General features: G+C 45.6%; 18 protein-coding genes. 6 read left to right on the forward strand and 12 right to left on the reverse strand.

Annotated elements, in window-relative coordinates:
• Window positions 1–57: 57 nt before the first annotated feature.
• The 11 genes from Q4561_RS05555 to Q4561_RS05605 form a co-directional block, all read right to left on the reverse strand.
• Complete coding sequence (locus tag Q4561_RS05555; RefSeq protein ID WP_303458215.1) at window positions 58–1,761, reverse strand: BNR-4 repeat-containing protein; 1,704 nt, start codon at window positions 1,759–1,761, stop codon at window positions 58–60.
• A gap of 430 nt (window positions 1,762–2,191) precedes the next feature.
• Entirely contained in the window at window positions 2,192–3,109 is a 918-nt protein-coding gene (locus tag Q4561_RS05560; RefSeq protein WP_303458217.1) for a PEP-CTERM sorting domain-containing protein, read from the reverse strand.
• 151 nt (window positions 3,110–3,260) lie between these two features.
• Entirely contained in the window at window positions 3,261–4,922 is a 1,662-nt protein-coding gene (locus Q4561_RS05565; RefSeq protein ID WP_303458218.1) for an L-lactate permease, read from the reverse strand.
• Window positions 4,923–5,026: 104 nt separating this feature from the next.
• Window positions 5,027–5,908 (reverse strand): electron transfer flavoprotein subunit beta, encoded by an 882-nt coding sequence (locus Q4561_RS05570; RefSeq protein ID WP_303458220.1) that lies wholly within the window; start codon window positions 5,906–5,908, stop codon window positions 5,027–5,029.
• Window positions 5,901–7,451: an electron transfer flavoprotein subunit alpha/FixB family protein gene (locus Q4561_RS05575; RefSeq protein ID WP_303458222.1), complete on the reverse strand. Its 1,551-nt coding sequence runs from the start codon at window positions 7,449–7,451 to the stop codon at window positions 5,901–5,903. The genes Q4561_RS05570 and Q4561_RS05575 overlap by 8 nt, the downstream gene beginning before the upstream one ends.
• Window positions 7,444–9,516, reverse strand: a complete 2,073-nt coding sequence (locus Q4561_RS05580; protein ID WP_303458224.1) for a (Fe-S)-binding protein — start codon at window positions 9,514–9,516, stop codon at window positions 7,444–7,446. Before Q4561_RS05580 ends, Q4561_RS05575 begins: the two co-directional genes overlap by 8 nt.
• 147 nt (window positions 9,517–9,663) lie before the next feature.
• A complete protein-coding gene (locus Q4561_RS05585) occupies window positions 9,664–11,724 on the reverse strand; it encodes an NADH:flavin oxidoreductase (RefSeq protein WP_303458226.1) in 2,061 nt (686 codons plus the stop codon).
• Window positions 11,725–11,781: 57 nt separating this feature from the next.
• The gene (locus Q4561_RS05590) at window positions 11,782–12,312 is read right to left on the reverse strand and encodes a 4-vinyl reductase (RefSeq protein ID WP_303458228.1); all 531 of its coding nucleotides are present in this window, start codon (window positions 12,310–12,312) and stop codon (window positions 11,782–11,784) included.
• Window positions 12,313–12,314: 2 nt separating this feature from the next.
• Window positions 12,315–13,295, reverse strand: a complete 981-nt coding sequence (locus Q4561_RS05595) for a dipeptidase (RefSeq protein WP_303458230.1) — start codon at window positions 13,293–13,295, stop codon at window positions 12,315–12,317.
• Between the two features lie 490 nt (window positions 13,296–13,785).
• Complete coding sequence (locus tag Q4561_RS05600) at window positions 13,786–14,856, reverse strand: GlxA family transcriptional regulator (protein WP_303458231.1); 1,071 nt, start codon at window positions 14,854–14,856, stop codon at window positions 13,786–13,788.
• 379 nt (window positions 14,857–15,235) lie between these two features.
• Window positions 15,236–16,513 (reverse strand): aromatic ring-hydroxylating dioxygenase subunit alpha, encoded by a 1,278-nt coding sequence (locus tag Q4561_RS05605; protein WP_303458232.1) that lies wholly within the window; start codon window positions 16,511–16,513, stop codon window positions 15,236–15,238.
• Window positions 16,514–16,854: 341 nt separating this feature from the next.
• On the opposite strand from Q4561_RS05605, the gene Q4561_RS05610 reads away from it, so the two are divergent.
• The 6 genes from Q4561_RS05610 to purU all read left to right on the forward strand — a co-directional run bounded on the left by Q4561_RS05610 (window position 16,855) and on the right by purU (window position 24,457).
• Window positions 16,855–17,952 (forward strand): hybrid-cluster NAD(P)-dependent oxidoreductase, encoded by a 1,098-nt coding sequence (locus tag Q4561_RS05610; RefSeq protein ID WP_303458233.1) that lies wholly within the window; start codon window positions 16,855–16,857, stop codon window positions 17,950–17,952.
• Window positions 17,953–18,234: 282 nt separating this feature from the next.
• Window positions 18,235–19,485 (forward strand): sarcosine oxidase subunit beta family protein, encoded by a 1,251-nt coding sequence (locus Q4561_RS05615; RefSeq protein ID WP_211069236.1) that lies wholly within the window; start codon window positions 18,235–18,237, stop codon window positions 19,483–19,485.
• 17 nt (window positions 19,486–19,502) lie between these two features.
• Window positions 19,503–19,796: a sarcosine oxidase subunit delta gene (locus Q4561_RS05620; RefSeq protein WP_062085503.1), complete on the forward strand. Its 294-nt coding sequence runs from the start codon at window positions 19,503–19,505 to the stop codon at window positions 19,794–19,796.
• Window positions 19,793–22,936, forward strand: a complete 3,144-nt coding sequence (locus Q4561_RS05625) for a sarcosine oxidase subunit alpha (protein ID WP_303458235.1) — start codon at window positions 19,793–19,795, stop codon at window positions 22,934–22,936. Before Q4561_RS05620 ends, Q4561_RS05625 begins: the two co-directional genes overlap by 4 nt.
• The gene (locus Q4561_RS05630) at window positions 22,929–23,528 is read left to right on the forward strand and encodes a sarcosine oxidase subunit gamma (protein WP_303458236.1); all 600 of its coding nucleotides are present in this window, start codon (window positions 22,929–22,931) and stop codon (window positions 23,526–23,528) included. The genes Q4561_RS05625 and Q4561_RS05630 overlap by 8 nt, the downstream gene beginning before the upstream one ends.
• A 38-nt stretch (window positions 23,529–23,566) precedes the next feature.
• Entirely contained in the window at window positions 23,567–24,457 is an 891-nt protein-coding gene (gene purU, locus Q4561_RS05635) for a formyltetrahydrofolate deformylase (protein ID WP_303458237.1), read from the forward strand.
• A 52-nt stretch (window positions 24,458–24,509) separates the two neighbouring features.
• Here purU and Q4561_RS05640 read toward each other — a convergent pair whose 3' ends face one another.
• Complete coding sequence (locus Q4561_RS05640) at window positions 24,510–25,862, reverse strand: MFS transporter (RefSeq protein ID WP_303458238.1); 1,353 nt, start codon at window positions 25,860–25,862, stop codon at window positions 24,510–24,512.
• Window positions 25,863–25,921: the final 59 nt, after the last annotated feature.

A 25,921-nucleotide genomic window follows, 5' to 3' on the forward strand; every position in this document is an offset into this window, starting at 1 on the left:
GATGTCGCAGGTCATTGATACTACTAACATGTTGCTTTAAGGTTTTTAACGCTTATTCTATTCAAGCACAATTTTATCTATGGATATTTTGTATCCTGAACTGCTTGGATTCTGGCCTGTAACGGTAAACCTCAGTAATTTATCGCCAGCGGTGGAAACGTTAATTGTCCCTAGTATTGCGAGTGGCCAGTTCACCCCAGTATTGTATTGATCAACTGAACTGGCAAAGTCATTGCCTTCATAACCGGTTGTTGCTATGCCGCGAGTACTATGAGTTTTATAACTGTACTTGACGGTGTAAGTACCAACCTCAACATTTGGCAAGGTAAATTCAATCCAGTCATTGACTGTATTATCTTGCAACATTACATACTTACCCTCACTTGCATTCACATCAGAAAGAACGGTTACCGTCACCGTGTTAGTAAAGTACAAGTCTTCAGCTTCGTAGATGGTGGGCACCACAGGCTCTGGGATGTCGGTTAAATCGCTATCTACAAAAAACGCATATAATTTACCCGAATTTGAGCTCACCGAAGTAGGCGCTGACGCGTAAACAATGTCTTCATTAGTCTCTTTAACTTTAACATTGACCCGTTCAATAGATTTGTCATTAGACAAAATGTAAGAAGCCCATGCGCTACTGCCAGTTTTCTCCGCTACATACAATTGCTTGTCGTTGCTAACAAAGTAAGCTCTTACGCGATTACCAACAATAGTATGACCCAACGCAGCGATGGTCTCTTGAGCGCTGTATATACTCGTTTTGTCGACCCAGCTGGTGCCATTCCAGCGAATACGAAACACCTCATAATCTCGTCCTCCACTACTTGCGCCATCGGTACGAAAGCGATAAACCACACTTGGCCGGCCAGTGCTGCCTAGTGCTATTTTAGCGGACTGAATACCCTTACCTGTGTCTGAAGAAGTGAATGACTCACCGCTTTCTAATCCTTGGTAGAAAAGATTAGGCGTTGATAAGTTTACTGGCGCACTCACTGTGCTGCCATTGGCCGTTTTAAATAAACCGGTGTTCGGTTCGTACTTCAAGTAACTCCCGTAGTGTCTATCTGCTCGAGGGTGACCGTACGCCCATTCCCAGATAATGTGCACATCCCCGTTACTATCAACTACCAAATCATCCGGATAAACCCGTGTATTGGTTTGACTCGCAAAAGTCCCTATGTGGCTCCACACATCGGTATTGTTATTCCAATAGAATAGCTGCCCTTTACCAATATCAGATCCATTTGTGTCTCTAACAATCAAATAAATATCGCCATTCTCAGATGTTGCTGCAACTGGGTAGGTGTATATTCCAGTGTTATTTACCATGTCAGAGCGTTTCAATAAATTATTAACATCAGTAGGGCTTGAAGAACGAAAATATCGCCAATTGTTATTGTGATGGTCGGCAAAAACATGGATGTCGCCATCTCCATCAACCGCTATAGTAGGTTGATCATGGCCGTTGTCATCACTGTGTTCCCAAATGCTACCGTCAGCATTTTTTAAGAACCCAGAAACCCAAACTCCTGACGATGATCGTTTAGCTACTTTTACTTTATGCTTGCTATTTGTCGAGCCAGAAGAGTTAAATGAAAAATAGGCATCACCATCGTGGATAGCCAAAGGAACCCACCAACCAGCCTGATTGCTCGAATCCACCCCTGCCACTTCTTCAACGATTACGTCCGCAAATACAGAATGAATAAAAAACAGACAAATCAAGCCACTAATCAATTTTGATGATAAACGCATAGTTCACCCACTTGTATCTATAAAAGATTTAACTTTATTTAAACATTCAATTCACGATTTAGCAACAAAGATCGAGGTTAAGTGGTTTTTTATCGATTTAGTCGTTTGGTTAGGCAATATTTCCAATATTTTTCAGAATGTAAGTAATCGAGACATAAATAGGTTATATAAAAGTCACCTACTAGGAATAGGTTGTTTGTATCTATTTAAGATACGAATTAATGTTTTTATTGGTATGAAAGTGCAGGGTGAAGAATGAAAAGTGCTTAGTGTTATGACGAGAACTTAATCACGAGACGAGAGCGCTTACGTCATTAGTTCGCTGATAATCCAAAGGTTAAGCAGCACCTAAGCCCTACGTTTCAGTGTCTACATCTCTTAGTCACAAGTATTGAATTGTGTAAAACGGCTTTATGCCTTTTCATTGTGATTAAATGGTTGCGCAATTTTTTTGGTGTAGTGGTTTTTTAGAATTTGGCGGTGATGAGGGCGTTACTCTCTTTTCTTTAATAAGTTGGTCGAAAGCTGCTTGTTGTAACATTTTTATTTGACGCTGAGACATGCCAAGTTCGAAACCTGAGCATTCATATTCACCTAGAGAACGTGGATCTAAACCCGTTAAGTTTCCGAACGCCATTAATGCGTGCAAGTAATATCCGTATGAACTTCCATGGTAGTAATCCCATGTCCACAAGCTAATTTTTCCAAATGCAATGCCATCGTAGGGGTTAGTATCGGCAATTCCTAATTTCATTGCTTGAGTCCAAGCTTCGCCTACAGCATTTACCGCTGTAACATAAGGAGATTGCGCAGCTAGGTCATAGCCAGCTCGAACATCTAGTGCCATTTTTTCTATTGGCGTGCCAGACCATTGGCGATCAGCTTTATAAATTAAGTCTGGTCGGGACCAAGTTGCCGTAATATAGACTTCTACTTTTGAGTTCAAACCATATAAAAACTCTGACATTTTTGCAGTTGATTTAACAAGTGCATTTGGGGCGCCAGGTTGTTCTTTATCCATCGTACTATAACTATGCATAACAACCTGATCCCAAGGTTGAGAGCCAATAACATCCAACTTGTTGTTTAAGTGATAATCTAAATCGCTACCGCCATGGGTTTCTAGGTATACATCGTAATGTAGACCAACTTGCTCTGTAAAAGATTTAAAAAGAGCAGGTACGCCACCAATTCCTTCGCTATTTAGGTCAGTAACCGAATTCGTACGGTAGTGTTTAGTTGCTGAACCGTAACCGAATGTAAAACTATTTCCTATAAACAAAACCTTTGTTTCTGCATTTACAAACGAATGGTTCAGTATCAAAAATAGGGCGGTAATGTTAATCATGCAACGTTTCATGTTTTATTCACTCTCTCTATCTATCGTATTTCTTTGTCGGAGATGAAATGAAGATCCGACTCATTTTTTAATGTAAGCCTGTGTCCACCTAGCTAATCATATAGCTCACGCTTAAAGAAGCAGTTTCTTACTTCCATCATCACCCACCAACTCCAACCCGAACCAACAACACCCCCATGCCCCCAGCCACAACAGCGAACACGGCCAGTATCAATGATGTGCTTTTTAAAATGTCGCCGTCGCGGTTTTGCAAACCGAGAATAGCGGTTACTGCCACTATGTTATTTATGCACACCATGTTGCCCATGGCTGCGCCTACACTTTGTAGTGCCAGTATGGTGGTAAGGGGTAGTGACAATTGTTCGGCAATGGTGGTTTGAATTCCCGCGAAGGTTAAATTAGAAATAGTGGCCGAGCCTGAAAAGAATGAGCCTAGTGCGCCTAAAAGCGGGGCGAAGAAGGTCCAGTTGGCGCCCGTTATTTGTGCCAAGTGATGACCTATTTGGGCTACCGCTGCGCTGTTTTGGCCAGAACTGTCGCCAAGCATCATCATGTTCACAAAGATAAGCGCGCCTAGCATGGCGAATAAAGGCGTGCGCATGCGCGCTAGGGTTTGTTGGCTTGCTGTTTTTAATGAGTTCGATGCTGATGAGTGCCGAAATAACCACAAGGTTACGCTGCCTGTTACCGCAAAAGGAATGATAGACGGAATATACAAAACGCTATGTTTCCAGGTTACCGTGGTATCTAAAATGCTGGTTAAGCTGGCCACTAAACTGGTGCTTATGTGGAAGGTGCCTAAAAAACCTAGGCTAATGTGTAATGCAGGTTCGGTGGCTTGTAAAAGCGCTTTTAACCCTAGCTCGGGCAGGCGAGTTAATACCAAAAGTAACACAGTGCCCCACAGCGGGAACGCGGCTTTTATTAGTGTTTTTAGTGGTACTGTATTCGCTGGTACTTGTTCTGGGGTTTGTTCGGTGGCTGCTGGTCGATTTACTGCTTGTTGATTTGTTGTCTCTGTCCCTACTTTATACTTCGCCAGCAACAGGGTAATAACTAGGCCAATTAGCCCGCCCAGTAACGAAGGGAATTCTACGCCGAAGTAACTTAGCCCCAAATAGGGCAGGGTGCATGCGCAGGTGGAAAGCAGAATAAAAAGCAGGTTCTTTTTAATATCTGCGGTATCGCTCACTACTAATCGTAATGCCAATATCACTATTATAGGTGCGGCTATGGTGTTAATTAGGGCGGCTTGCTGGGCTATTTCTAGCACGCTTTGTTGTGGAAGTTCTAGTAGCGATAAACCGAACCATACGGGGGTGCCCATAGCCCCAAACGTAACGGGAATGGTATTAAGCACTAAACAGAACAGTGCCACCCGTAACGCGGGAAAACCAAGGCTGTACAGTATTGGGGCGGCAATGGCGGCAGGTGTACCAAAGCCACTGGCTCCTTCAATTAGAAACATAAACGCCCAGCCCACAATCATTAGCTGGGCTACAGGGTTTGAACTTACGCCGTCTAACGCTTTGCGTAAAATAGCTAATGCACCGGTAATTTCCATGCACTTAAAAAGGAATATAGCGCCTGCGATAATAGAAAGTGGGGTAAGTGCTAGCAATGCGCCACTTATTACATTGGCATTCACTAACCTTGCGTCTTGTTTGAATACTAATAGCACCACTATGTAAGCGACTAAAGCGCTTAAAGGTAAGGCTTTGCTTGATGGCATAGGTTTCTTTTTTACCATTAAGGTAATAAGCAAAATAAGAGGTAGGTAAGAGAACGCTAAATTCATCATAGTGAGAAGGCTTCGCTTAGTGTAAGCATCTCTATACTCTGCTAGTTGCTTGTTAACTAGTCAAATTATTAGCGCATATAAGTTACAGCGCAATAAAATAGTTGCTATAACACCTTTTCATCCGTCAGCATTTTCAAGATAGCGTCGGCAGCTTCTTGGTTGTTGTAAATAACTTTGCCTGCGCCGCCTTGGGCTTTGGCGGTGGCGGCTTTAAATCTATCGGCTGCGGTTTTAGCTTTTACTACTTTTAGCCGTTTAGGGCGGGGTTGAGCAGGGGTTATTTTCCATTCGGTATTCGCATTGTTTGTAGTGGCAGTAGCAATGGCATCCACTACAGTAATTTTACCCCGCATGGCTGCGCCAAAAGCACTTTGTCGTGGTGCTTTGGCGGCCATATCAACGGTGGCCACAAAAGGTAGTTTTACCCTTACTTTTCTGCGCTGTCCTCTTGGCAAGGCTTGAAGTAACTCTGCGAATCCCGCTTTTTTATCTACGCTTAATATCTCGGTTATGCTTGGTACTAATGCCATACCTAATTGTTCAGATAATACGTAAGGCAGCATGCCTGACGATTCCCCATTTTCGGCACGTATTCCTGTCAGTATTATATCGGGGTTGCTATCAGTGAAGTTGCTAGTTAACGCGGTAAGGTTATCAGCTTCTTGCGGTATGTTTAGAACCTGAATTTCAGGTAAGCCCATGCCTAAATAGTCTTTTAATACAGTGTTGGTTTGCACATTGTCTGCTGCGCCTGCGTGCATAACGTGTAACTGGGTACCGGGTAAATTCAGCCCAATCTCTATGGCCCTCGCGTCTTGCTCGGCTCGCCGTGGGCGCTTTGATAGTGGATGCTCTCCAACCGACACCAATACGGTCACATTTACGCTTTCTTTGCTCGCCGTGTTTACCATTTTCACGACATTATTGTGTAAACCCTCAGTGTTTTTATTAATCTCGGTGCTTGCTGAATGAGTTTGTTTACGCATGTAGAGCCTCCAGCATATGTATAGGTGTTGCTTGATGCGGGTTTTGCCCTGAAGTATCGCTGGTGGATGTGCTTTGGTTGTTTTTATCGCCTTTCAGGTCGGTGTTTAGGTCGCTTTTAGGCTCGCCTTTTTGCTCAGTCACTAAGGTGAGCAACGCGGCTAATATTTCTTGGCTATCGCCAATGGCGCTCAAATCGGCGCGCTTAACCATGTCGCAGCTAGCATCGCTGTTAACGGCGATTACTTTTTCACACTGTGCTATGCCTTGCATGTGCTGAATAGCGCCCGATATACCTACCGCAATATAAACTTTTGCCGTAACCCAAGTGCCGGTTGCGCCTACTTGTCGTTCACGTGGCATAAAGCCATCGTCTACCGCTACACGGCTTGCGCCTTCGGTAGCACCCAATATTGCAGCTGCGTGGTGGAACTGATCCCAATCGGTAATGCCGTTACCGCCAGATAAAATAAACCCAGCTTCGGCCAGATTAATATCGTTAGGGTTCACGCTTACATTGCCTAAGTCTGTAATTTTCTGCTGGCTGATACTTTCTACAATCTGATCTGGCGTTTGCTCTAGTACAGGGCTCGGTTCTTGATTAGGAAGGTATTGAGTATTGATGTTAGGAAGCTGATTCAGTGACTGCTCAAGCGGCCGCTCAAGCGCTAGGCACTCGTGGCGAGTATCACTTACCGGCTCGCTGCATTCTTCAAGTACTAGCATGATGTTTGTTATGGCACGGGTAATATCGGTTTTACCTGCAGAGCCGCGACATACTATTTGGTTGTTATTCACTTTCCATACATTGCTGGCCACCGTGGTATTAAGCTTTGCGGCTAATCGGCGGCCTAAATCTGCTCCGCCATGAATGCTATCTGGAAATAAAACATGTTTTGGGTTTAGCTGGTTTACTAGCTTGTATAAATCGGCGCACCGCTGTTCAGGGTTATAGTGCTGATATTCATTGCCTTCAAAATTAACCAGCCTGTCTATGCCTGTGATATCTAGCCGTTCTTCGGTAATAGCATCGAAGAATACCGCTACTACTGCGCCTGTTCTTTCGCCTGCACTCGCACCTGCACCTGTGCGTACTTCATTGCCTTCAATTCCTTTATCAAATGCTGCGTTATTTTCGGCAAGCACGCCGTTTTCAATATGAGCTTCGTGGGTTGCCAATTTATGAGCTAAGCCTAGGGTATCTCTATCATGGCTAGATAATCTGCCTGAAACGCCATCTACCACCACTAGAATATAAAAATCTGGGTTAGCTACTTTGTGTAGCGGCAGCACAACCTCTTCTTGGGCTGCTGAATTACTACCTTGAGCCGATTGCCTGTTTAGCTGTTCAAATGAGTCTGCAGCGCCCGACCTATCAATTCGCTTTAGGCCATTTGGGCCAATAAAACCGATGGTATGTACGTTTTTACGCAATAGGCCAGTAGGGCCTCGTTGAACTAGCTGGCCTTCAGGTACATGCAATGGATGCAGCCTATTTCGGGCAATCCACTGTGCTCGCGGGTCGCGACGATATAGGTTAGACATCGGCCGTGCTCGTTATTTTGTGCGAAACTTTTACATTCACCACTTTTGCGGCGGTGGGTTCAAGGTTTACGGCTGACAATTTAGTATCAACGGCAGTTTCTTCTTCTAATACCTGTTTACCTAAAATCTGTGCATCTAAAGTCTGAGTATCTAAAACAAGCGCATCTAACATTAGCTCAGCAATGTCTTTTACTTGTGGGCGGGGCTCTACAACCCCCTCAAGCATTAAGCTACATTGCGGGCAGCCCACTGCGATAATGTCAGCCTTGGTAGCTTTAGCGTCTTCCATTCGCATATCGGGAATGCGCTGCGTGCCGGGTATGTCGGTAATGGGGGCACCGCCACCGCCGCCGCAACAGCGCGCTTTCGTTTTGCTTCGCTCCATTTCTTTTATACTAATGCCCATCGCTTCTAGTAAGTACCTAGGGGCATCGTATTCGCCGTTGTATCGGCCTAAATAGCATGGGTCGTGATAAGTAAGCGATAAGGCTTTATCGGTGCTTAAGCTTAGCTTTTGGCTTTTTACTAATTCGGCGAAAAAGCCGGTGTGGTGATACACATCGTAATTGCCGCCAAAATCACCGTATTCATTTTTAAGGCAATGAAAGGCATGAGGGTCGGCGGTAACAATATGCTTGAATTTATACTGGGCCATGGTGGCAATATTGGTTTTCGCCAAGCGCTGGAAAGTGGCTTCATCACCTAGTCTGCGTGCGGGGTCGCCGCTGTCGCATTCGCTATCGCCTAATACCGCAAAATCTACGTTAGCCGCGCGCAATAAACTTACCATGGCACGCAAGGTGCGTTGGTTTCGCATGTCGAAGGCGGCATCGCCTATCCACAATAATACGTCTGCTTGTTCTACCTGTTGGCCAAATATGGGTAAGTTCTGATCTGCTGCCCAGTTCATTCGGCTGTTTGGCGCATAGCCATTGGGGTTGTCGGTGGTTTTTAAGTTCTCGAGTAACTCGGCACCTTTGCCCGGGGTTTGGCCTTTTTCTAAGGTTTCAAAACGGCGCATATCAACAATGGCGTCTACATGTTCAATCATCATGGGGCATTCTTGGACACAGGCCCGGCAGGTGGTGCAAGACCATACGGTTTCAGATGGCACTAGCACGTTCACAATAGGAATAATCGCGCCGCCTTTATGAGTTCCTGCCTGCACGCCAGGGTAGGGGCTGCCAGCAAACTGGGCATCGCTGCCTCCGGCCATGCCAACTACCATGTCTTGAATAAGCTTTTTGGGGTTAAGCGGTTGGCCTGCGGCAAAGGCAGGGCAGGCTTTTTCACATCGACCGCATTCTACGCATGCGTCGAAGCTAAGGAGCTGGTTCCATTTAAAGTCTTCAGGCTTTTCTACACCTAGCTTCCCTGTTTCAAGGTGAATGCTTTCAAGGTTAATGCTTTTAAGACCCGTTGAGCGCCCGCCGCCAAAGCGTTCTTGCCTGCGGTGAAAGCCTAAATGCAGTGCGCCAGCAAAGGCGTGCTTCATGGGGCCGCCCCAAGCCATGCCTAAATACATTTCGCCCACGCCCCACGTTATGCCAATCAATAACACCACGGCCAATAACCAACCGCCTGTGTTTGTGGGTAATAGGCCGGTGGCGGGTAAGCTTAAAATAAAGAAGCTACTTGCATAGGTTAACAAGCTATAGGGCAAGCGCGACCACGGCCCTTTAGACAAATTAGGCGGTGGGTTCCTGCGCCGTAAAAACACAAACACAGCGCCAATAAACATAAGGGCGCTACTGGCTAACAAAGCATAATTTAAAACAGGGCCTGATATGCCGAATAGGTAAATGCTCAGCACTAAAATAGTGGTTAAAACGAAGCCGCCCGCGGTGGCCACGTGGGTATTTGAAATGTATTTGTCGCTCGCGACTACGTGATGAAGGTCTACTAAATAGCGCCTTGGAATAGAAAGTAACCCAGCCCAATGCACAGTAGAAGCTTGTCCTTGTCGCCACAAACGTACGCGGCGGCCTGCGCCAACTAGCGTAAGCAATACCGACACTAACAACAGTACAAATAATACAGACGGTAAAAAATCATCAGCAAACATGACAAAACCTACATTGGTTAGATTTCTTATTTTTAATGGCCAACCCCATGGGCTGATTGGCTGTGTACAGCGCTGCTATAGAAAGCGATATTGTGGAAAAGCCGGCTAAGGAAAAGCAGGCCATTAACGCCATACTTTTCCATTTCATTAGAAATCTTTGCATAGCCTTAAGGCGTCATAAATGGCGGCGTGTGTATTACGCTGAGCTACACAGTCGCCAATTCTATACAGCAAATAGCCGCTCGCTTCTTCTGCAAGCATAGGTTGTGGCTTTGCGTCATATAGGGCTTCAATATCCATTTGCCCTTTGTTGCGAGAGTCTTGCTTAAGTTGGTAGTACAGCAGTTCGTCGGGGCGGGTACCGTTTTCTACTACAACTTGGTCCACCACCCGTTCTTCTTGCTGCCCTGTGTATTCGTTTTCAAGCACGGCCACAAGTTTGTCGCCTTCCTTGTATACCTTTTCTAGTAACAAGTCAGAGGTCATGATGACTTCGCGCTCGTACAAGCTGCGATAATAAGTGGGGAAGGTGGTGCCGCCTACCGCTGCACCTGGCTTAATATCATCGGTAACTACTTCTACCAAAGCGCCGTTGTGGGCCAAGAAGTCGGCAACCGATAACCCGCTGAATTCGCATATGGTGTCGTACACTAATACGTTTTTACCTGGCGGTATTTCGCCATTTAAAATATCCCATGAACTTACCACCAAGCCGTCATCAGCACCCCAATGTGGGTTTTGATTAATGAACGGCGTCGCGCCGGTGGCCAGAATGACTACATCGGCATTAAATCCGCGAATACTGGCTTCATCGGCAGCGGTATTAAGCTGAATATCTACCCCTAATCGCGCAAGTTCTAGGGCGAACCAGCGAGTAATGCCTGCTATTTGGTCGCGCTGCGGCGCTTTGGCGGCAATAGAAATTTGCCCGCCTAGCTCACTGTTTTTTTCTATTAGGGTTACTTTATGGCCGCGTTCAGCGCTAACGCGGGCCGCTTCCATGCCCGCAGGGCCGCCACCTATAATTACCACTGTGCGAATAGGGCCGTCGGTTTTTTGAATAATATGGGGCATGGTAGATTCGCGGGAAGTGGCCGCATTTTGAATGCAAAGTACATCTAACCCTTGGTATTGGCGGTCTATGCAATAGTTCGCGCCCACGCACTGCTTTATTTGATCAACCTGGTTAAGCTTAATTTTGGTAATGAGATGCGGGTCGGCAATATGCGCCCGAGTCATGCCAACAAAGTCTACGTAGCCTGCTTCTAGTATGCGCTGCGCTTGGTTAGGATCTTTAATATTTTGTGCGTGCATCACCGGCACGCTCACCACTTCTTTAATGCCCGCCGCTAGGTGCAAAAATGGTTCTGGTGGGTAGCTCATGTTAGGAATAACGTTAGCAAGGGTATTGTGGGTATCGCAGCCCGAGCCTACCACGCTGAAAAAGTCGAGCAGGCCGGTATTGTTGTAATAGGCCGCTATTTCTTTCATGTCGTCGTGGTTAAGGCCATCGGCGTGAAATTCATCGCCGGTAATGCGTAAACCTACGGCGAAATCGCGTCCTACTTCTTCACGTACGGCTTTTAGCACTTCCATGCCAAAGCGCATGCGGTTTTCAAAGCTACCGCCCCATTCATCGGTGCGCTGGTTTACCCGAGGGCTCCAAAATTGGTCGATTAAATGCTGGTGTACTGCAGAAAGCTCAATGCCATCTAAACCGCCTGCTTTCGCACGGCCAGCAGCTTTGGCGAAGTCGCCAATAATGCGCTGCATTTCTTCTATTTCAATGGTTTTGCAGGTAGCACGGTGTACTGGTTCACGAATACCACTTGGACTAAGCAAGGTGCTCCAATTGCCCCCGTCCCATCTAGAGCGTCGGCCCATATGCGTAATTTGAATCATAATTTTGCCGCCGTGTTTGTGCACGGCATCGGCTAAATTTTGAAAATGAGGAATAATACGGTCGGTAGATAAATTAACGGATTTCCACCAATCTTGAGGGCTATCAATAGACACCACGCTCGACCCGCCACAAATACAAAGCCCTACGCCACCTTTGGCTTTCTCTTCGTAATATTTTACGTAGCGTTCTGTGGTCATGCCGCCTTCGGTGGCATACACCTCTGCGTGAGCAGTACTCACTACTCGATTTCGAATAGTCAGTTTATTAATTGCTAATGGCTTAAATAAGGCTTCAAACTGCGCCATGGTGTTCCCTCAAGAAATACATATTTGCTACTTAGTGTTTCAATCAATATGGTGTGGCTACAAAGGAGACACTTCAAAAATGCCATAGTCGCAGCCTTCTTCGGCGGCGCATTGGGTTTGTTCAGCTTGGGTTTTTACCGTGTAACCTAGACTTTGGGCTATTTGATCCATAGCGCCAGCAAACCAGCCGGTAAACATATAATCGACCTTGCGGTTCACATTGCCGTACTGATAAACAAAGGCGGAGTTTTCTAAGCGAACTCGGGCAGTGCCCGCTTTTAAATCGAGAGCTTCGGTAATGAAAAAGCCCCAGCCGCGCTGAGATAAACGCTTCATGTAATGCTCAAATACCGCCTCGCCAGATATGCCGTGGGCTTCTGCTTCTTTTTCGCACCAGTAATAGGCCGATTTATAGCCTGCTTTGTAAAGAATGTCGGCGTACTTTTCTGCGCCAATTTCTTCTTCAATACCCATGTGGTTATTCACAAAAAAGTGGCGTGGTACATAAAGCATGGGTAGGGCGTCGGTGGTCCATACGCCTGTTTTATCGTCTACTTGTATTGGCATTTCAGGGCTGTGATACGACATAATTATTCTCCCCACACTTGTTTTAGAACGTTAACCCAATTTTCACCCATCACCTTTTTGATTTTTTGCTCCGACCAACCGTGTTTTAACATGGTGGCGGTTAAATTGGGGAACTCGCCAAGGGTACGAATACCAAGTGGGTTCACAATTTTTCCAAAGTTAGTGAGGTTACGTGCGTAGCCTTTGTCGTGAGTAAGCATGTCGAAGAAGGCTTTGTCGTGGCCTTGGGTGAAATCTGTGCCAATACCTACACAATCGACTCCTGCAATATCAATCACGTAGTCCATGGCTTCTACGTAATCGTCTACGGTGGAGTCGATGCCTTTTGCCAAGAAAGGCGCAAACATGGTTACCCCAATAAAGCCGTTTCTGTCGGCAATGAATTTAAGTTCTTCGTCTGACTTATTGCGAGGATGATCTTTTAAGCCTGATGGCAAACAGTGGGAGTAACACACAGGTTTGGTAGATGCTTCAATGACTTCAATTGAGGTTTGTGGGCCTACGTGGCTTAGGTCGCACATAATACCTACGCGATTCATTTCGGCTACAATTTCACGGCCAAAACCCGATAGGCCACCGTCGCGTTCATAACAACCCGTACCCACTAAGTTTTGTGTGTTGTAGGCCATTTGCACTATGCCTACACCCAGCTTTTTAAATATTTCTACATAGCCAATTTGATCTTCAAAAGCATTCGCATTTTGAAAACCTAAAATAATGCCGGTTTTACCAAGAGCCTTTGCGGTGGCGATATCAGCAGTTTTAGTTACTGGCATGATCAAGTCGCTGTCGGTTTCAAAGTACTGATTAAATTCCACAATGTTATCTATGGTGCTTTTAAAACCTTCCCATACAGATACGGTGCAGTTAGCTGCGGTTAGGCCGCCGCGATGCATGTCTTCAAACAAATCTCGGTTCCATTTAGCTATCACTAAACCGTCGAATATTATCGAGCTGTCGTGCAACTCTTTTGCGTCTTGCATGGGAAATTCCTTAACTAAAAGCCGCTTTTAAAATGTGCTTCGTGCTTACGATTTGGAAATTAGAATAGCACTAGCAAAATGGGCGATTAGAGCTAATACGACTCATTATTTGCTAAATGCGTCGCGCCCTTAAGTTTAAAAGCAGTTAAGTGCTGTTAAGTGAAAATTAATATCGACGGAAAATTCACTGATGAGATTTGAGAAAGCTAAATAGGTGAGGGGGCTTTGTAGAAATAAGCTTGAATAAGGGTAATGCTAACGTGAAGTTTGTATGTTTACAGGTAGGATGCTGACTTCTCGAAGAGCGTTTTACTGTTTACTTTTGAGCGAGGCGATTGTAATTTTATGCTTGATTTATAAATCTTTGGTAGTGAGTGGGTACTTACTTAAGGGTTTGTTTCCACAGATGCTAAGTGTACGCTACTTGCCTATGTGCAAATAAAAGGCGCCTTGAAATAAGGCGCGCTCCTAAGCAAAAAGCATGACGCTTTTAGCCGCATTCTAATTGAGTCGGGGGAAACTGGTGAAGTTTTACCGTGCCATAGGTCGATTCGCCGCCACTGGCATTATCGAATTGTAGGCCTCGGTTTGCACGTTCTTCTCGCGGTGGAATTTTAAATGCATTGCGATAACATTTACTGAAATGAGGGGTAGATACAAATCCGCAGCAAATAGCTACTTCAATAATAGAAATATTGGTTTGCTTAATAAGTTGCCTTGCGCGAGTTAAACGAATTTGCATGTAATACCGATGAGGAGAGCAGTGCAAATAGCGTTGAAACAAACGTTCTAGTTGCCTGCGAGACAAGTTCACAAAACCGGCTAGCTCGTTTAGGTTCAAAGGTTCTTCAATATTCGCTTCCATCAAATGCACGATATCTTGAAGCTTAGACTGATTAGCGCCTACAACATGCTGAAGCGGAATGCGCTGCATTTCTGACTCGTCGCGAATATGTTCATGGGCGAACATTTCACAAATCGCAATTTGCAGCTCTTTTCCGTATTCTCTGCCAATAAGGCAAAGCATCAAGTCCATAGGGGCTGTGCCACCGGAACTACACCAACGTTTATGTTCAATGGTGTAGAGTTGGTTGGTGCTTTTGATTTTGGGGAAGTCTTCTTGCCAGCTGGCTAGCATTTCCCAGTGAATGGTGCAGTTTACGTTATCTAGCAATCCCGCTTTTGCTAATGCATAACTTCCCGTGCAAATACCACCTAAAATCACGTTCTTTCTGGCTAAGTAATTTAACCAGTTCAAATCGAGTTTGGTAATACCTTCTTTCACCGCAACGCCGCCGCAAACCATTACCGCCGAGTAGCTCTCATGGTTTTCGTACCTGGCACTTACGTTCACACTCAAACCATCACTGGCAACAACGGGCTCACCGCTGGCGCTTATGGTAGCCCAGGTGTACAAGGTTTTACCTGAAAGGTGGTTTGCCATGCGCAAAGGTTCAATAGCAGATGTCAATGCCATCATGGTGAAATTTGGCAGTAACAAAAAGCCAATATGACGAACACGGTCGCCCTTTCCTTCGTACTTTGTCTGTATAGGTATCATTGCATTAGCCTCTAGCTTGCCATGTTTTTATTATTTTTAGTGGGTCTATTTTTTGATCAAAATTTGATTCAAATAACAGTCAAATTAGCGATGAGGCTAGGTGACGATTATTGAATCACTACAGGCAAATGCAGTATAAAAATAACGACTTTATCTATTCTAATTGCGTCATTTTTATTCAAAATACAAAGTTATTGATGTTTTATTACACAAAACGAAAGTTTTTTCTACAACGAATGTGCGCTCTCGTTAGTTTGTGTGTACAGGTCGATAAAATTAGTATGGTGAAAGCTGGTTGATTTAGGTCTCTTAGGTTAAACCTCTTGTTTTGTATCTTTCAGCTAAGCCCTTTTAGTCAAAGCCCTTTTAGTTAAAGGCCTTAACTGCGAGAAGTTGATGCCGCAATGTTCACTTGCATGGTATAACTAAACCAGTCGATAAAGTTAATCACACCAAACTCATAAGTCGCAGAATATGGGCCTGGTTGATAGGCTATCGAATTAATGCCTCGTTGGTTGTTTTCTACTAAACGTCTGTCTTGTTTATTGGTTTCATCCCATACGTAAGTAAGTCTTTCAGTGTCGTAATCTACGCCTTCAACTGCGTCTTTATTAACTACCCACTTTGTCGTTACTTCGGTTTTACGTGGTCCTAGGGGCTTAACTTGAAAGGCAACAATATGATCGCTTTGTGCATGGTTCCACGAATTAGGCAGGTGCAAAATACGCATGGAGCCTAACTCAGGGTTTTTAATCCTTCCCATTAATTTCTTTACCGCTAATTGGCCATCTACTGTCATTGCTAGCGTGCCCTCTTTTAGCGGCATGCGAACAATGCGGTTGCGCTTAGCGTATCCGTGAGAAACATGCTTATGAGGAATGGCTTCGGCGTCCCATAGGGCTTGCTTTGACGCTACTAAAAACTTAAATTCATCGCTGGCTCTTGGGTCTTCCGTATCGTCCCACTCTAATAACGAGCCCAAAAGCTCTGGATGCGAGCCGCTACAGTGATAACACTCACGGTTATTTTCTATTACCAGTTTCCAATTTGCCTCTTCTACTATGGTCTTTTCAACGGCCACTTTTGCATTTTCTAAATCGTAGGGTTCAAGGTAATGGGTAAGATCTTCAAAGAAATCATCAATATTGGTTGGGTTGTCGCTAAGTGAGATATAAATGTACCCGCCCGCATTTCGACAATGAACGGGGCGTAAACCGTATTTCGATTTATCAAAATCGTCGCCCATGTCGGTGCCAGCATAAAGTAAGTTGCCGTCTAGTTCGTACGTCCACTGGTGGTACGAACACACTAGCTTGGCGGCTTTACCTTTTTCGGTTAGACACAGTTTCGAGCCGCGATGTCTGCAAACATTATGGAATGCGCGTACTTCGCCGTTTTGATCGCGCACTATCGTGATGGGGCTATTGCCAATTTGCTGAGTCATGAAATTGCCCTTTTTGGGAATTTCGCAGCTAAGCCCTACAAATAACCATTCTTTTTGAAATATTTGCTCCATTTCAATATCGAAGTTGGCTTGCTCGGTGTAGAAGGGCTGGGGTAGCGACAATGACACTGGGTGCGCTTTTAGGCTATCCGCTATCGCTTGCTCTTTGGTACAAGGTATTGTCGAACTCGGTATAATGTTTAGGTTTGCCATTCTATGTGTTTCCTTGCCCTGTATAGTTTCCAGCTTTTTTATATGGTTAGGCTGGTGGAGTGTAGGTTTGTACAGAGCCTTTGTATGTTCGACATATGCTCTACCTGAATTTTGTGATTTTGCAGCGCCTTAGTGATTAAAGCATTGCCAAAAACGACAAAACTAGCGTGCAATTCCGACCTATCCCGTTTTTTCTTAATCCGTTTAATTTGCGCAAGCGAGTTTCGATTTTTACTGTTGGTGTTATTGGTTATAGGCTTGTCGTTTTTGAATAAGTGGGGCAATTCCTACTAGTAGATATTGAGCGCATATCCTGTTTAGTTTTATGGAATGTGTTCGCAATGAGCGAGAATTTTTTAACCGATGTAAATACCCAGAGCTGGGCCAACGGGCGCCACGAAGTGCAGTGCGTTAACGTTATCTATGAAACCATGGATGTGCGTACGTTTTGTTTTAAGGCAAGTTCACCGGTTATGCACTTTTTTAAGCCGGGGCAGTTTGTTACCTTCGAATTGCAGATAAACAGTGAGCAAGTATTTCGTAGCTACACTATTTCGTCTTCACCATCGGTGCCCTACAGCTTTTCCGTTACCATAAAACGCATACCCGGCGGCCAAGTGTCTAACTGGATGCACGACAACTTAAAGCTGGGCGATTTACTCACAATTCATGGCCCGGTAGGGGCGTTTAACTGCTTTGATATTGTTAGCGACAAAGTACTACTACTATCGGGCGGGGTAGGTATTACGCCCATTATGTCGATGACACGCTGGTGGTACGACACTAACGCCAACGTAGATATCACCTTCGTTCATAGCGCCAGAACACCCAGAGACATCATTTATTACCGCGAACTAAAATTGATGGATGCGCGCATCGACAACTTCAATTTAAATATCGTGTGTGAACGCTATGAAAATGGCGAAAGTTGGAATGGTTATTATGGGTTTGTGGATCAGCGCCAACTAGAAATTATTGCTCCTGACTTTATGCAAAGAACCATTTTTTGCTGTGGTCCGCCAGCTTACATGGACGCCATTAAAAAGCTGCTCACGGTGGTGGGGTTCAACATGGAAAATTACCATGAAGAAAGCTTTGGCTTGCCGCCGACCGAAGCGCATTTGGATGCACAGCAGCAAGCTGATGATAATGCGAATATCGACATTGATACCGACGACTTATTGCAAGTTGAGTTTAGTAACAGCGGTAAATCAATCAAAATTCAACCCGATCAAACCGTGCATACCGCGGCTGCGCTTGTGGGCTTACATATTCCCAAAGGCTGCGGGCTAGGCATGTGTGGCACGTGCATGGTGAAGAAAACAGCTGGCGAGGTTGAAATGTCACACAACGGCGGTATTACCGATGAAGATGTGGAAGATGGCTACATTTTAAGCTGCTGCAGCATACCGAAGGGCGATGTGGCCATTGAATATTAAGCACCCCACGTAGCGCTAAGATAACGCTTATTTCCTATCGAAAATTCCGACTCGCTCGGAATTTTTTGTTTTTGATATCCGGTTTCAGTAACGCCTTTTTTACAACTCAAGTAGTTCATTTACCCTCACTTTTTAAACCTCAAAATAATGTCGTTAATGGTGGTAATTGTGGCGTTAGCAGAACTATTAGACGGTGAAACGAGGGCTAATATGCTGCTACAAAAACCGAATTGGTATCAGCAAAAACGCCAATGCTGCGCGCAATTAATGAAAGGTAGAACCATGCAAAAATACTCTGGGTTCGGACTGCTAAAGCATTCCTTGAGTCACCACGAAAACTGGCAGCGAGTATGGCGAAATCCAACGCCTAAAAAGCACTACGATGCCATTATTGTTGGCGGTGGTGGTCATGGTTTGGCCACGGCCTATTACATGGCAAAAGAGCATGGCATGACCAATATTGCTGTGGTTGAAAAAGGCTACCTTGGCGGCGGCAATACGGCCCGTAATACCACCATTATTCGTTCCAACTATTTGTGGGATGAAGCGGCGCATTTGTATGAACATTCATTGAAGTTGTGGGAAGGCTTGGCCCAAGACTTAAACTACAACCTGATGTTTAGCCAACGAGGCGTTCTAAACCTTGGCCATACATTACAAGATATGCGTGACATTGAGCGAAGAGTAAGTGCTAACCGACTCAACGGTATCGATTCACAATTACTTAATGGCCAAGAAGTACAAGATCTTGTGCCTATTCTAGATTGTTCTAAAAACGCACGTTACCCCGTGATGGGCGCATCGTGGCAACCCCGTGGCGGCACAGCCCGCCATGATGCCGTGGCATGGGGATATGCCCGCGCCGCTGATGCCTTAGGCGTAGACTTATTGCAGCAAACCGAAGTAACCGGAATTCGTCGTAAAGACGGTGCAGTTTGTGGTGTAGAAACCAATCGTGGCTTCATTTCTACCGATAAAGTTGCCTGCGTAGCCGCAGGTAACTCAGGTACGCTAGCCAAAATGGTTGGCATGGAGCTGCCATTGGAGTCTCATCCTTTACAGGCCATGGTGTCTGAGCCGATTAAACCCATACTCGACACGGTTGTTATGTCTAACCATGTACATGGTTACGTAAGCCAATCGGATAAAGGCGACTTAGTCATAGGCGCGGGAATCGATGGCTACTTGGGCTACGGGCAACGTGGCTCATTTAACATTCTTGAACACACTATTTCTGCCATTATCGAAATGTTCCCTATTTTTAGCCGAGTAAGGCTTAATCGCGCGTGGGGCGGTATTGTTGATACGTGCCCTGATGCCTGCCCGATTATTTCGAAAACCCATATTAAGGGGCTGTACTTCAATTGCGGTTGGGGCACTGGTGGGTTCAAAGCTACGCCGGGGTCGGGCCATGTTTTTGCACACACAGTGGCAAAAGATGAACCACACCCACTTGCCAAGGCCTTTGACGTGAATCGTTTCACATCGGGCAAACTAATTGACGAACACGGCGCTGCCGGTGTTGCGCACTAAGTCAGGGAGATTAAAACATGTTGCATATCTACTGCCCTTATTGCGAAGAATATCGCGAAGAAGAAGAGTTTCACCCCCACGGTCAAGCCCACATTGTGCGCCCCTTGGCACCCGAGTCGTTAACTGACGAAGAATGGTCTCAGTATCTGTTCTTCCGCAAAAACCCCCGTGGTTTGCATCATGAAATGTGGGTACATGCAGCCGGGTGTCGAAAGTTCTTCAATATGACGCGACACACCGTGACCTACAAAATACTCGAAACTTACAAAATGGGGCAGCAGCCCAGTATCACTGCTGAGGACACACAATGAGCCAAGTAAACCGTCTTGAATTGGGTGGCCGCATTAATCGGCATAAAACCTTAAACTTCACTTTTAATAACAAAACCTATCAGGGTTTTGAGGGCGATACCCTTGCGTCTGCATTATTAGCTAATGGCGTAGATGTAGTAGGCAGAAGTTTTAAATATAGCCGCCCTAGGGGCATTATTACCGCTGATGCCCAAGAGCCCAATGCCATCTTTCAAATAGGCTCGAACGACGCTTCTACTATTCCTAACCCGCGGGCAACGCAAACCGAGCTATACCAAAACCTTGTGTGCAACGCCACTAACGGTTGGCCTAATGTAGATTTTGATTTAATGGAAACGGTAGGCAAAGTAGGCGGCGCAGCTATGCCCCCTGGTTTTTACTACAAAACCTTTATGTTTCCGCAGTCTATGTGGATGTCGTATGAAAAAATTATTCGCAAAGGCGCGGGTTTAGGCAGTAGCCCATTGCAACCCGACCCTGATACCTACGACAAAATGCATCATCATTGTGATGTGATGGTAGTGGGTGCTGGCCCTGCTGGTTTATCTGCAGCATTGGCTGCAGCGCAAGCAGGCAGCCGCGTTATTATTGCCGATGAACAAAATGAAATGGGTGGCAGCTTACTGTGCTCTACCCAATTGCTTGATGGCATGAGTGCATCTGCATGGGTGGCAAATACCCTAAGTGAATTAGAGCAAAATGAAAACGTTACGCTACTTCCTCGCAGCACCGTATTTGGTTATTTCGACCATAACTTTTTAGGTATTAACGAACGCCGTAGCGATCATATTGGTGAAACCGATAGTAATGGCACCCGTCAGCGACTGCATAAAGTGCGGGCTAAACAAGTTATTTTGGCCACGGGCGCTCACGAACGGCCATTGGTGTTTGGTAATAATGATGTGCCGGGTTGTATGTTGGCGTCTGCGATTTCTACTTATATTAATCGTTATGCGGTAGTGCCAGGCAATACACTGTCCCTAATGACCACCAACGACAATGCTTATAAAGCCGCAATCGCTTGGCATGATGCTGGTAAACAAGTGACAGTAATAGCTGATACACGGCCTATTCCAGAAGCAGGTACTGAAGGCGATTTAGTTAAACAAGCCATTGAACTCGGGATTAAGGTTTTGTTTGGCCACGCCATTATTAACGTAAAGGGCAGTAAGCGAGTTAAATCGGTGGAAGTGGCACCTATTAGCAGTAATGGCGAAAAGGTTGAGGGTGAAGTGGTGAGCTACACCTGCGACACCGTGGCTAGTTCTGGCGGTTGGAGCCCTGTACTGCATTTATCGTCGCACACGGGCAGCAAACCTGTTTGGCGAGATGATATTCAAGGTTTTGTACCAGGAAAAACCGAGCAAGCACAGCTTATCTGTGGCGGCGTTAACGGCGTATATTCGTTAACGCAGGTGTTGAACGAAGGTATGCAATGCGGCGCTAAAGCATCGCAAGCAGCAACCGGTGAACCAGCGCAAGAGCCTTTGGCGGATCAAGAGCCATCAGCGGCTCTAGAACTTTCAGCAGAGCTAGAGCCTTCAGCGGGTAAAAAGCTTTCAGCTGAACCAGCCCCGAAGCTAAAGCTTGTAGAGCCAAGCAGTGCGCCTGTTATCAAAGAGCCCGTTGAAGCACCCGCCATGGCACTGTTTCATATTCCGCATGTGAAACCTACCAGCCGTGCTCCTAAACAATTTGTCGACTACCAAAACGACGTGACCGCCGCAGGTATCGAGCTTGCGAATCGCGAGGGCTTTGAGTCTATCGAACATGTTAAGCGTTACACCGCGCTGGGTTTTGGTACCGATCAAGGCAAGCTAGGTAACATTAATGGCATGGCAATTACTGCCAAGTCATTGGGTAAAACTATTCCTGAAACCGGTACCACTATTTTTCGGCCTATGTATACGCCGGTTACCTTTGGGGCACTGTCGGGCAGTGATGTGAAGCATCTTTTCGACCCCGCTCGCTTTACCGCTATGCATAGCTGGCATTTAGCCAATGGCGCAGAGTTTGAAGATGTAGGCCAATGGAAGCGTCCATGGTATTTCCCTAAACCAGGTGAAACCATGCAGCAAGCACTTCAACGTGAGTGCTTAGCAACGCGCAATAGCGTGGGAATTTTAGATGCTTCAACGCTGGGCAAAATAGATATTCAAGGTAAGGACGCTCGAGAATTTTTAAACCGTATTTATACCAACCCATGGAGCCAGTTAGCCGTAGGGAAATGTCGCTACGGGGTAATGTGTAAAGAAGACGGTATGGTGTTTGACGACGGGGTAACCTCGTGTATTAACGATAACCGCTTCTTAATGACCACCACCACAGGCGGCGCGCCTGCTGTTTTAAGTTGGCTAGAACTGTGGCATCAAACTGAATGGCCTGAATTAGAAGTGTACTTCAGTACAGTGACCGATCATTGGTCTACCATGACCATATCGGGGCCCAATAGCCGTAAGGTGTTGGAAAAACTCACCGATGCTGATGTGAGCAACGAGGCCTTTCCTTACATGGGCTGGATTGCCACCGAAGTGGCGGGCGTGAAGGCGCGTATATTCCGTATTTCGTTTACCGGTGAATTGTCTTTTGAAATAAACGTGCAAGCCAACCATGGTCTTCATACCTGGGAAGCGGTAATGGCCGCCGGAGAGGAGTTCGATATAACCCCCTACGGCACGGAAACCATGCACATATTACGGGCTGAAAAAGGGTTTATTATAGTGGGGCAAGATACCGATGGTTCGGTAACGCCGCAAGATTTAGACATGAATTGGGTGGTAGGGAAGAAGAAAGAATTCAATTACCTAGGTAAACGCTCTTGGACCCGAGAAGATAATCAGCGCAGCGATCGCAAGCAATTCGTAGGGTTAAAACCTAAAGATAAGAATTTTGTATTGCCCGAAGGCGCACAGCTTGTGTTCGAACCTAACCAAAGTATTCCTATGACCATGGTTGGGCATGTTACCTCTAGCTATTACAGTGCGTGCTTGGGTCACTCATTTGCACTGGCTGTGGTGAAAGGAGGTCTTGATCGCATGGGGCAGTCTGTTTTTGTCCCTCTGGCCGATGGCACCACAGTGGAAGCCGAGATATGCAGTTCAGTATTTTATGATGCCAAAGGAGACCGTCAAAATGTCTAATATCGTTAATGTACAGTCACCTTTGTACCATGCAGATTTTGAGTCTTTAGCCAGTGTAACTAAAGAAGGCGGCGTGTCTCTTCGTGAAGCTAAGTTGCTGGGGCACCTTAATTTGCGAGGCAATAGTGACAGTCCAGAATTTAAAAACGGCGTAGAAAAAGCACTGGGTTTAACGCTACCGCTAACCCCTTGCACGTCTCTACAAAATGATGACGCGACTATCATGTGGTTATCGCCCGATGAGTGGCTCATTATTGTTGAAGGCGGGCAAGAAGCGACGGTGGAAGAAACCCTTAGAGCCAATATCACTGGGCATTTTGCGGTGTCTGATATTAGTGGCGGGCAAACTATTCTTGAGATCAGCGGGCCTGATTGTATCAAGGTAATGCAAAAATCAACGGGCTACGATTTTCACCTTAAGCAATTTCCTGTGGGTAAGGTTATCGGAACCGCATTCGCTAAATCGTCTACTTATATTCGCCGCACTAGTTACGACAGTTTTCAGCTTGTGGTACGACGGAGCTTTGCCGACTACTTTTGGTTGTGGCTGCAGCAAAGCAGCAAAGAATACGGTTTACGTATAACCCTTTAAGCGTGTTTAACAATTTTACTTGGTAATAAGGAACAGCAATGGCGCTGCCGACAAACGCTCAACAACAAAATGCGCAAGCACAAATTATTACCGCTAGCTGTTCAAGTAAGTTAGGTACGGTAGATGTGGTCACCCGTTATTTGTATGAAAACGGCTTCTACATTACCGAGATTCACTCGTTTGACGATACCGAGAACGGACAGTTCTTTATTCGCATTGAATTTCGGCCCGACAATGGTGCGAACTTCGACAGACAAGCCTTCTTTGAAGGTTTTAGCCCGCAAGCAGATAAGTTTTCTATGCAGTGGCAGTTGGTTGCAAAGGCATATAAACCTAAAATTGTGATCATGGTGTCGAAGCAAGATCATTGCTTAAATGATTTGTTATATCGTTGGCGGGTGGGCAGCTTAGCGGTTGATATTCAAGCTATAGTGTCTAACCACCCCGACTGCGACAGCCTAGCAAAATGGCACAATATTCCTTACTACCATTTTCCCATTAGCAGCGAAACTAAGGCTGAACAAGAAGCCTTGGTGTGGGGAGTCATTCAGCAATACGATACAGATTTAGTGGTACTTGCACGGTATATGCAGGTGTTGTCGAACGACATGTGCGTGAAGCTAAAAGGCCGAGCGATTAATATTCACCATTCGTTGCTACCCGGCTTTAAAGGGGCGAAACCTTATCATCAGGCGTATGAAAAAGGCATTAAGTTAGTAGGTGCAACTGCCCATTATGTTAGCGATGAACTAGATGAAGGGCCTATTATTAGTCAAGGAGTGGAAACGGTCGATCACGGTTTCTTACCGCAAGATTTAGCCGCAAAGGGGCGTGATGTAGAGTGCTTAACTCTGGCTCGAGCGGTACAAAATCACATTGAAAATCGCATATTTCTGTATGGCCAAAAAACTGTGGTGTTTACAAAGTAACGCCACGGCAGTATATGCGCGAATGTCTAAAGCTTAGTGTCTAAAGCTTAGCCTAAGCATCTGGTTTTGGTTCGTGCTCATCATAAGCGGCTGACGTAGAGTCCTGTTCTAGTTCAGAAACGGGCTCGTATTCTGTTACTGGCTCTGACTCTGAAACTGACTCAACAGCTGAAGCTTCTTCAGAATCAACAGGCTCTTCTTCATCAATACCCACTTCAATAACCTCATGGGTAGTTTTGCTTACACTTACGAAAGGCATAAAGTGTTCACGATCCACTTTGTGGAATTTAATGCGGTATATGGTCCAGCAGGCCAATATAAAAAACGCGAAGGCAGACACTATGAACAAGGCATGTTGTGTGTACTTAATTAAAGACGACACCACCATGGGCCCAAATACACTGCCTAAGCTGTTCATCATTAGCACGCCACTACCAATCTCAATCACCGAAAGGTCGGTATTATCGTTCGCGTGGGCTAAGCACAGTGCATAAAGCGGAAAGACCAAACCGCCGAATAAAAACATGGTGATGAATATAAATGATGGGCCTTCAAAAAATGGCTGTACAGCAATAATACAAATAATGAAGCCAACAATAGCTAGGCCAGCAATAACTAGGCGTCGGTCGATAAAGTCAGATAATCGACCTAATGGGTATTGCAATGCAGCCCCGCCTAATAGGGTAACCGCCATAAAAATCCCCACTTGCCCTGCATCAAGGCCATTGCTGTTAGCGGCCACAGGCCCTAATGCCCAAAAACCACCCGTAACAAAGCCGCCTAAGAAGGCTCCTACCATGGCGATTTGTGAAACCGACATAATACGTTTGAAACTAAATTTTATATCTGGGATGGGGTTTGGTGCTGTGCGCGAGGTTAAGCCAATAGGCAATATGCCTATTACTAGTAGCGCAGCAGCCAGCATGAATAGCCTTTCAAAGCCAATATCGAAGCCGACCAGCAATTGCCCTACACAGATGGCGAATAATGTAATAACCGCATATATCGACAATATACTGCCGCGATGATCAGAACTGGTTTTCTCGTTTAGCCAGCTTTCAATTACCATGTAGATACCTGCCATCGACCATCCCATCAGCAATCGCGCTATCAACCACGATTCAAAATGGTTCACCATGCCAATGAACAGCATAGAAGCCGTGGTCAGGGCAATTAACACAGTAAACACTCTGATATGACCTACTCTAGCCACAAGCTTTGGCACACTTAAACAGCCAAATACGAAGCCAAGAAAATAGCTAGAACCGATATAGCCTATGGTAGAGGGGGCCCAATCAAGGCTTACTGCATATAAAGGCACAAGGGTATATTGTAAACCGTGGCCCATCAGTAAAATGGCCGCAGAAAGCAGCAACGAGAACATAGATTGAAGTAAAACGCGCATAACTCTACTCAATGTAAGAGGCGTTAGTAGGGTAGTTTACTAACGCCATCTCTATAATT

This window comes from Alteromonas sp. 1_MG-2023, assembly GCF_030547075.1.
In the GTDB taxonomy this organism is placed as follows: domain Bacteria; phylum Pseudomonadota; class Gammaproteobacteria; order Enterobacterales; family Alteromonadaceae; genus Alteromonas.

Excerpts from the sequence above, each read along its gene's own strand:
- Q4561_RS05555 (WP_303458215.1), bottom strand. The coding sequence starts at position 1,761 with ATGCGTTTATCATCAAAATTGATTAGTGGCTTGATTTGTCTGTTTTTT.
- Q4561_RS05560 (WP_303458217.1), bottom strand. The coding sequence starts at position 3,109 with ATGATTAACATTACCGCCCTATTTTTGATACTGAACCATTCGTTTGTA.
- Q4561_RS05565 (WP_303458218.1), bottom strand. The coding sequence starts at position 4,922 with ATGATGAATTTAGCGTTCTCTTACCTACCTCTTATTTTGCTTATTACC.
- Q4561_RS05570 (WP_303458220.1), bottom strand. The coding sequence starts at position 5,908 with ATGCGTAAACAAACTCATTCAGCAAGCACCGAGATTAATAAAAACACT.
- Q4561_RS05575 (WP_303458222.1), bottom strand. The coding sequence starts at position 7,451 with ATGTCTAACCTATATCGTCGCGACCCGCGAGCACAGTGGATTGCCCGA.
- Q4561_RS05580 (WP_303458224.1), bottom strand. The coding sequence starts at position 9,516 with ATGTTTGCTGATGATTTTTTACCGTCTGTATTATTTGTACTGTTGTTA.
- Q4561_RS05585 (WP_303458226.1), bottom strand. The coding sequence starts at position 11,724 with ATGGCGCAGTTTGAAGCCTTATTTAAGCCATTAGCAATTAATAAACTG.
- Q4561_RS05590 (WP_303458228.1), bottom strand. The coding sequence starts at position 12,312 with ATGTCGTATCACAGCCCTGAAATGCCAATACAAGTAGACGATAAAACA.
- Q4561_RS05595 (WP_303458230.1), bottom strand. The coding sequence starts at position 13,295 with ATGCAAGACGCAAAAGAGTTGCACGACAGCTCGATAATATTCGACGGT.
- Q4561_RS05600 (WP_303458231.1), bottom strand. The coding sequence starts at position 14,856 with ATGATACCTATACAGACAAAGTACGAAGGAAAGGGCGACCGTGTTCGT.
- Q4561_RS05605 (WP_303458232.1), bottom strand. The coding sequence starts at position 16,513 with ATGGCAAACCTAAACATTATACCGAGTTCGACAATACCTTGTACCAAA.
- Q4561_RS05610 (WP_303458233.1), top strand. The coding sequence starts at position 16,855 with ATGAGCGAGAATTTTTTAACCGATGTAAATACCCAGAGCTGGGCCAAC.
- Q4561_RS05615 (WP_211069236.1), top strand. The coding sequence starts at position 18,235 with ATGCAAAAATACTCTGGGTTCGGACTGCTAAAGCATTCCTTGAGTCAC.
- Q4561_RS05620 (WP_062085503.1), top strand. The coding sequence starts at position 19,503 with ATGTTGCATATCTACTGCCCTTATTGCGAAGAATATCGCGAAGAAGAA.
- Q4561_RS05625 (WP_303458235.1), top strand. The coding sequence starts at position 19,793 with ATGAGCCAAGTAAACCGTCTTGAATTGGGTGGCCGCATTAATCGGCAT.
- Q4561_RS05630 (WP_303458236.1), top strand. The coding sequence starts at position 22,929 with ATGTCTAATATCGTTAATGTACAGTCACCTTTGTACCATGCAGATTTT.
- purU (WP_303458237.1), top strand. The coding sequence starts at position 23,567 with ATGGCGCTGCCGACAAACGCTCAACAACAAAATGCGCAAGCACAAATT.
- Q4561_RS05640 (WP_303458238.1), bottom strand. The coding sequence starts at position 25,862 with ATGCGCGTTTTACTTCAATCTATGTTCTCGTTGCTGCTTTCTGCGGCC.